Raw genomic sequence first — 7,363 nt, forward strand, 5'->3', positions numbered from 1 at the left:
GTTGGTATTCTATATGGATGATTTATGTAGAAAGTCGAAGATAAAATCTCGAAGAGAAAAAATATTATCCATAATTGATGAGTTAGGATTTGTTAATACGAACAAACTATCTGAATACTTTAATGTAAGTCGACATACTATTCGTCGAGATTTGAATTCGTTGTCAAAACAACTAGATTTAAGACGATTTCACGGTGGTGCGAAATGTGCTAATTCTTTGATGATTAAATGTAATGAGAGTTATAAAAATAAAATTAAAATAGGAAAGGAGATCTCGTCTTTGGTCTTTAAAGATAGCAATGTATACATAGATAGCCCTTATATAGGTGAAACTTTTGTTGGATTATTACCAGATTTTAATTTGAAGATATTAACTAATGATATTTATATCTATCATTTAATCTCAGGTAAGGAAAATATAAAAATGTCAACGTTGGGTGGTTGTGTTGGTCAATTGGGTAGTGATTGTTACCATGCTAATTTAATTAACTTTTCTTTTTTTGAAACTGTAGATATAGCGGTTGTTGAAGTTGATTATATTGATAGCGATGGTTACATACTTAGTAACTGTTTATCTCAAGCTACTCGGCATCGAATTGCATTGGAAAATGCTAAATATAACTATGTTATTTACAATCCTAAAAGTCATCAATCATTAGCACAATATATTTACAAAGTATATTCGGTGGAAAAGATAGGACACCTAACTGAGATTATTAAATGAAGATGGAATACGAAAAATTACAATATCAATTAGAACATGCAAGAGCTAATTACTGGATTTTTACAGTTTTCTGTGGAATGTTTTTAGCTCTCACTATTAATAAAATAAGACTTTTTGAATTTGATGGAATCACAGTATGCTATGTATCTCTGTTTTCCTTAGTTGGTTATGCAGCGTTAAAATTATCTGACTATATAAAAAATCTGAAGGATCAAATGAATTGATGTTATATAAACTATAGCTAATGGTATAATTGCTTTCGATCATGAGCCAGTACATTGCTGATGCTGAAGGGGCTATAGAGCTAAGTGATATCGATAAAGCCAATTTTTCAAAGCGCTTGGTCGTCTTGAACCGTGAAATCAATTCGCTGAATCGGTTGAGTGGTTTTAAAATTTTATCTGAAAAGGTGAATTCTTGCTGTGATAGTTCCATTGAGCACGTATTGCTAGTTATTAACGAAACTTCACGAGAATTGATCTTTAGTGAGGAGTTTGAAAGTTACAGCCAAGCAATTTCAGTTTACAACGCAGCTGAGAAAGTCACTCGTAGTTACTCAAGATCAACCTCGAGACTCAATACCCTTCTCATATCCACAGAAAATATGGGCCAACTTTCGGAAGCTTACCCTAACTATCTAGGCGATTGTGCCTCATTCATCACTCTGCTTGTTAAAACGTGCGCCAATCTGTCATCGAACTTGGTATGTGTAAAATACGTTTTCTTGTGATGGCTTGGAGTTAGACTTTATCGTCCCCGTACCCCAAGCCGTACCCAAAGCGTTTTTTGCTACAGCTAAAAACCTTTCAGATCCTTATTTAATACGCTCTAGAAGCACACCCGCTTCCATATGGTGGGTGTAAGGGAATTGGTCAAATAGGGCAAAACGGGTCACTTTATGTGTTTCGCCTAGAATGTCTAAGTTATCTTTTAGAGTTTCTGGATTGCAAGATATATATAAAATACGCTCATAACCTTGCACCATTTTACACGTATCGATATCCATTCCTGAGCGTGGAGGATCAACAAAAATGGTGTTGCAGTTGTAGCTTTGTAGATCGATATTGGCTTGTTTTAGACGGCGAAATTCACGCTTTCCTTCCATTGCTTCGGTAAAGTCTTCCGCTGACATACGGATAATTTGTACATTGTCGATCTTGTTTGCCGCAATATTGTACTGTGCCGAATCAACCGAAGGTTTCGCTAGTTCAGTCGCGAGTACACGCTCAAAATTTTGTGCTAGTGCTAATGAAAAGTTACCATTACCGCAATACAGTTCAAGTAAGTCACCGCTACTGTCTTGGGTGCAATCTACCGCCCATTCCAACATTTTTTGCGCGACTTTACCGTTGGGTTGAGTGAAGCTGTTCTCGACTTGTTGGTAGATATAGCTATCGCCATTCACATTCAGTTTTTCTATCACGTAATCGCGATCAAGCACCACTTTCATTTTGCGTGCTCGACCAATTAGGTTGAGGTTAAAGCCTTCATCATTCAAACGTTGTTTTAACGCTTTGGCGCTTTCAATCCATTCTTCATCTAATTGACGATGGTAAAGCAGCGATACCAGTACTTCGCCGCTTAATGTTGAGAGAAAATCGACTTGGAAAAGTTTACGGCGAAGAGAATCGCTGCCTTTTAATGCATCCGTTAATAGTGGCATGAGGTCATTGATTAAACGGCTTGCGGCTGGAAATTGGTCGACACGGTATTTTTCACGCGTTTCTTGATTGAACATGACGTAGTAAAGGTCTTCCCCTTCGTGCCAAATACGAAACTCAGCTCGCATACGATAGTGCTGCTCTGGTGATTCAAACACTTCCAACTCTGGCACATTATAGTGTGCAAACATTTGGGTGAGACGCTCTGTCTTTTCCGCCAATTGCTGTTGGTAGTGCTGTGGGTTTACATCAAGAGTAGCCATGGTATTACCTTTCTTCGGGTAGGGTGCATTCAAATAAAGAGCGCAGATTTTATTCAATCCCTCGCGCTTGTCCAGTTTTGTGCAGAATTAACCACGCATTGGAATTGTAAAACTATAGCTTATACCAATCTTTCTCTAGACAAATAATAGATAGAACAATAGTATCGCTTCAGCTGGTGCTGTCTGGAAGTGTAGACGGCTGAAAAAGGGAATCTGGTGCAAAACCAGAACTGACGCGCAGCGGTAAGAGAGAACGAAAGCTCAAATGACACTGCATAAGCGATGTGGGAAGTCGAGTGACTAGGTGGCGATGCCGAGCTCTTAAGTCCGAATACCTGCCAGCAACCGAATTGTTAATTACCCAGATGGGGGATTCGGTAGGACTTACGCGACTTAGGATACAACATGAACAACTTTTTTTTGGCGATGGCAGTAGCATCGTTACTTCCGCATGCTTCTTATGCTCAATCTTCTGATCAAACTCTCGTTGTAACGGCAAACCGTTTCGAACAATCGACCCAATCGACTTTAGCTGATATAGAAATTGTTTCACGGCAAGATATCGAACGTACACAGGCTAAATCTATTCCTGATGTTTTGCGTCGATTGACGGGGATTCAAATTACTCAAAATGGTGGCCGTGGACAGAATGCCTCAATTTTTGTGCGTGGTACAGGCTCTGATCAAGTCTTGGTGCTAGTGGATGGTGTGCGCTTTTCTCGCGCCGCAAAAGGTGCCGTAGACTTTAATCAAATCCCTTTAACGTATGTTGAGCGTATTGAATACGTAAAAGGTGCTCGAGCATCCCTTTATGGATCTGAAGCCATTGGTGGCGTGATTAATATTATTACCGTTGCACGTTCTTCGAATGAAGGGACAAGATTCAGTGCAGGTTTGGGGAGTTTGGATTACAGCGAGCTAAGTATCGCCTCTGGTATTGCTGTTTCGGATAATGGTCAGCTAAACCTTGCACTTGGTAATGAGCAAGATAAAGGTTACAACGTTAAGCCAGTACAAGGTATTAATGATGGTGATCGTCACGGGTTTGATAGCACTAATGGCTTGGTTGGTTATACGCATAAACTAAGCCAGCAATGGTCTCTGTTTGGTAGTGCCAGAGCGTATGAGAATATTTACCAATATGATAATTCGTTTGGTAGCCATAAATACTATGAGTCAGAAAAAGACGATCGTTCATTTACATTCGGTGGCCAGTATCAATCTGAAAAATGGATTGCAGAGATGCAGTTCAACACTCAGAAACAAAAGTCGTGGAATTACGAACAGTCAGCAGATAAATACTCTGGTTCTTCAGATGAACTTGAGCAAAGTAATGTGCAGTTTATTAATCACTATAAGTTATCTGATGTGATTACTTTGGCTGGTGGAGTAGACTGGCGTGACGAGTCTTATCTAGATAAAACAGCAGATCAAACTTTTAGTCGTTCAAATAGCGCGATATTTGGTATGGTGTCGGCTAGCATTTCATCGGCATTACTTGAAGCCAGTGCTCGCCTTGATGATAACGAAGAATTTGGTTCTCAATCGACTTATAACCTCGCAGCTGGCTATCAATTTGTCGAAGAGTTTGCAGTAAAGGCTTCTTATGGTACATCATTTAAAGCCCCAAACCTTTATCAACAATATGACCCAAACTATGGTTCTAAAGATTTAACCTCTGAAGAATCTAACTCATTTGAACTCACCTTTAGTGGTTTGGTTAAAGGGGTGTATTGGTCTTTAACGGGTTACGATAATAAAATCGATAACTTGATCGATTACCACCCTTCGACTTATCAATACGTTAATGTTAACGGTGAAACTCATATCCAAGGCGTGGAGCTAACTGCTGAATTTGATACTGGTATTATCCAACATCAAATTAGTGCCGATTATAAAGACGCCGAAGAGGCAACTGGTCAGCAATTACAACGCCGTGCGAAAGAGATGTACAAATGGAATGCTTTAGTCAGTTTTGATGAAGTAGATTGGTCAATTAGCTATCTGTATGTTGGTAAACGACCTGATGTGGATTATAGCACTTACCCATATACGGATATTACGCTAGGTGCTTATTCACTATTTGATACTGCTGTAAGTTATTACGCCAACCAGTCAACGACGATAAGTGCTCGAATTGATAATCTATTTGATAAAGAGTACGAAACAGCCAATGGTTACCCTGCACCAGAACGAGCGTATTACCTGAACGTCGCTTACCAATTTTAATGCCTCAAACCGCCTTCGGGCGGTTTTTCAATTAGTGAGTTTCACCATGAAAAAGAACGTCATTATCAGTTGGTCGAGTGGAAAAGATTCTACGCTGACTTTAGAGCGCTTATTAGCAGATACGGATTACAACGTAGTTGGGCTTTATACCACGTATACGGACAACGAAGTGCCCTTCCAAGCAACGCCGCTGCATGTGATTGACTTACAGGCTCAATTGGTTGGTTTACCGGTTATCAAAATAAAATTACCCGAAGTGTTTCCGAGTAATGAGGTCTATCAATCAACCATCATAAACGCTCTGAAATCGAGTGACTTAGAGATCAACGCCGTTGCATTTGGCGACATTTTTTGTAATGGCATTGCTGATTATCGTAAAAGCTATATTGAACCTGCTGGTTGGGAATGCGTATTGCCATTGTTGGGGGAGAATAGCCGTGCGTTGGCGGATGAAATGATAGGCTGTGGTATTAAAACGATGATCGTGACGACTGATGGACAAGCTTTAGAACCGAAATTTTGTGGTCAGTGGTATGGAGATGAGTTTCTTCAATCATTGCCACTGAGTGTCGATCCATGCGGTGAAGATGGTGAGTTTCACACTTTAGTCACTGAAGCTCCATGTTTTATCCATGGCTCGCTGCAATTAACTCTCACACACCTCGAAGAGGGGGAGCGTTTCTGTCATCAAAGATACCAGGCAAGAATATTGCCAATTGATAAAGAGCGAGTATGATCAAGACGTTTTCATTTCTAGGTAGCCAGCGTGTCACAACAGTCTCATCATAATGTGCTTATCTTTGATTCCGGTGTCGGTGGATTATCTGTCTATCAAGAAATACAAGCGCAATTGCCACAGTTAAATTACACCTATTTGTTTGATAACGAAGCGTATCCTTACGGTGAGTTAGAGCAAGAAGTATTAATTGAGCGTGTTCTCACTTTAGTTACTCAGGTTGTTGAGCAAGATAGTATCGATTTAGTCGTGATTGCTTGTAACACCGCAAGTACAATTGTCTTGCCGACATTACGTTCTTGTCTTTCGATTCCTGTTGTTGGAGTCGTTCCGGCAATAAAGCCAGCGTCATCGCTAGCAAATAAAGCCGTAGGACTTATCGCAACCCCCGCTACCATTACACGCCAATATACTCATGACCTAATTCGAGATTTTTCATCGGATAAAAATGTCGAACTATTGGGCTCTACTCGGCTTGTCGACATGGCAGAAGAGAAACTACGAGGTAAAGCGGTAGATTTGGTCGAGCTAAAAGCCATACTGCAGCCTTTGGTTAATCATATTGACGTTGCAGTGCTTGGCTGCACACATTTCCCACTGATAAGGGAAGAGATTCAAAGCGTATTAGGGAATAAAGTATTGCTGGTGGATTCTGGAAACGCGATAGCCCGGCGTGTTCAAGAGTTGCTTGGGGTAGAAAGTGAGCCGCAATGTCAGATAAAGCACTACAAAATTTTATCGAGTGCGCTTCCTTGGGAAGAAAACGCACTTAATAGCCGACTGGCTCACTTAGGGTTTAGTCCTGTTCAAACATTTCGCCGTCAGGATGTTTAGGGTCGTTCGCCACGCGTACTTTTAGGGTACGTTGCATGTAGTCTTTTTCATTTAAGGCTGCAATTGCAGAATCAACATCTGAAGATGCCATTACTACAAAGCCAAAGCCCCGTCTTTTTCCAGTGCGTTTATCTTTCATCAAGCGCACAGCAAACACTTCTCCTTCTTTAGCAAAAAGTTCACGGACATGGGCCTCGTTAGCTTTGTATGGCAAATTTCCGACATACAAAGTTTTCGTTGAGAGTTTTGGATCCTCATCGGTTACTGTGCTGTTGCCACAAAATTTAAAAACAAAAGCTGAAGAGACAACACCAAGCACGAAAGTAATTGCGGGAGATAGCGCGACCAGAGAAAAGACGATAGCGCCTATTATTGCAAGAGATGCAATCAGTAAAGTCGATTTATTAGAGTTCATATTGGAATACTACATATCAAAATAAAAGAAGATAGATGTCTAAGCTTAACAAAATAGACACATGAATCTTACGTACAAGCTTGGCGTTTTTCCAACCAATTGCTGTGATAGCCTTCAAATGTTGAAGTTTTATTCAATAAAACGCGACATTGGTTGGTTTTTGGTCGAACAAAAAAGAAATTTCAAAAAGTACTTGTCACCTTCTAAATCATCCCTATAATGCCGCCTCACTGACACGGAGTGAGACGAACCTCACATACGAGTTAGAGTTTAAATAGAGAATAGAAAGTTTGAAAATAACCCTTGACTCTTAAAAACTAAAGCGTATTATTCGCACCCCTAGCGACACGGACTTAATAGTCTGGTCGGTAGGAAACGCTCTTTAACAATATAAACCTATCAATCTGTGTGGGCACTCGTTGATGATAATCGAAAAAGATTTATCAATGAACTGAGTGACCAATCAGAATCAAGTTTACTTGATTTTGGCACAGTCAATTC

Annotated in this window: 8 protein-coding genes and 1 riboswitch; of the genes, 6 read left to right on the top strand and 2 right to left on the bottom strand. The window is 40.1% G+C overall.

Features of this window, described 5'->3' with window-relative positions; translation table 11 throughout:
- Positions 1 to 13 precede the first annotated feature (13 nt).
- Genes HGG78_RS13420 through HGG78_RS13430 form a run of 3 tightly spaced genes read left to right on the top strand, consistent with a single transcriptional unit; the run spans position 14 to position 1,454 of the window.
- On the top strand, positions 14 to 724 hold the full coding sequence (locus HGG78_RS13420) for a DeoR family transcriptional regulator (protein WP_172533198.1): 711 nt from the start codon (positions 14 to 16) through the stop codon (positions 722 to 724).
- Between the two features lie 2 nt (positions 725 to 726).
- Complete coding sequence (locus tag HGG78_RS13425; protein WP_172533199.1) at positions 727 to 948, top strand: hypothetical protein; 222 nt, start codon at positions 727 to 729, stop codon at positions 946 to 948.
- A 41-nt stretch (positions 949 to 989) separates the two neighbouring features.
- Positions 990 to 1,454 (top strand): hypothetical protein, encoded by a 465-nt coding sequence (locus HGG78_RS13430; RefSeq protein ID WP_254068217.1) that lies wholly within the window; start codon positions 990 to 992, stop codon positions 1,452 to 1,454.
- An 84-nt stretch (positions 1,455 to 1,538) separates the two neighbouring features.
- Here the strand turns inward: HGG78_RS13430 and trmA are convergent, their stop codons facing one another.
- Positions 1,539 to 2,648, bottom strand: a complete 1,110-nt coding sequence (gene trmA / locus HGG78_RS13435; RefSeq protein ID WP_172533200.1) for a tRNA (uridine(54)-C5)-methyltransferase TrmA — start codon at positions 2,646 to 2,648, stop codon at positions 1,539 to 1,541.
- A gap of 157 nt (positions 2,649 to 2,805) precedes the next feature.
- Positions 2,806 to 3,005: riboswitch (cobalamin riboswitch) on the top strand.
- A 48-nt stretch (positions 3,006 to 3,053) separates the two neighbouring features.
- On the opposite strand from trmA, the gene btuB reads away from it, so the two are divergent.
- From btuB to murI, 3 genes are read left to right on the top strand one after another with little or no spacing between them, the layout of a single operon-like run.
- Positions 3,054 to 4,877, top strand: a complete 1,824-nt coding sequence (gene btuB, locus HGG78_RS13440) for a TonB-dependent vitamin B12 receptor (protein ID WP_172533201.1) — start codon at positions 3,054 to 3,056, stop codon at positions 4,875 to 4,877.
- A gap of 46 nt (positions 4,878 to 4,923) precedes the next feature.
- A complete protein-coding gene (locus tag HGG78_RS13445; protein ID WP_053311448.1) occupies positions 4,924 to 5,613 on the top strand; it encodes a Dph6-related ATP pyrophosphatase in 690 nt (229 codons plus the stop codon).
- Between the two features lie 30 nt (positions 5,614 to 5,643).
- Positions 5,644 to 6,447, top strand: coding sequence for a glutamate racemase (murI, locus tag HGG78_RS13450; protein WP_172533202.1), 804 nt, complete (start codon positions 5,644 to 5,646; stop codon positions 6,445 to 6,447).
- On the opposite strand, the gene HGG78_RS13455 is transcribed toward murI, so the two are convergent.
- Positions 6,410 to 6,862 carry an RNA recognition motif domain-containing protein gene (locus tag HGG78_RS13455; RefSeq protein WP_053311450.1) on the bottom strand — a complete coding sequence of 151 codons (453 nt, stop codon included), beginning with the start codon at positions 6,860 to 6,862 and terminating at the stop codon, positions 6,410 to 6,412. The genes murI and HGG78_RS13455 overlap by 38 nt on opposite strands.
- Positions 6,863 to 7,363: the final 501 nt, after the last annotated feature.

It is taken from the genome of Vibrio aestuarianus, from assembly GCF_012395185.1.
Taxonomy (GTDB): Bacteria; Pseudomonadota; Gammaproteobacteria; order Enterobacterales; family Vibrionaceae; genus Vibrio; species Vibrio aestuarianus.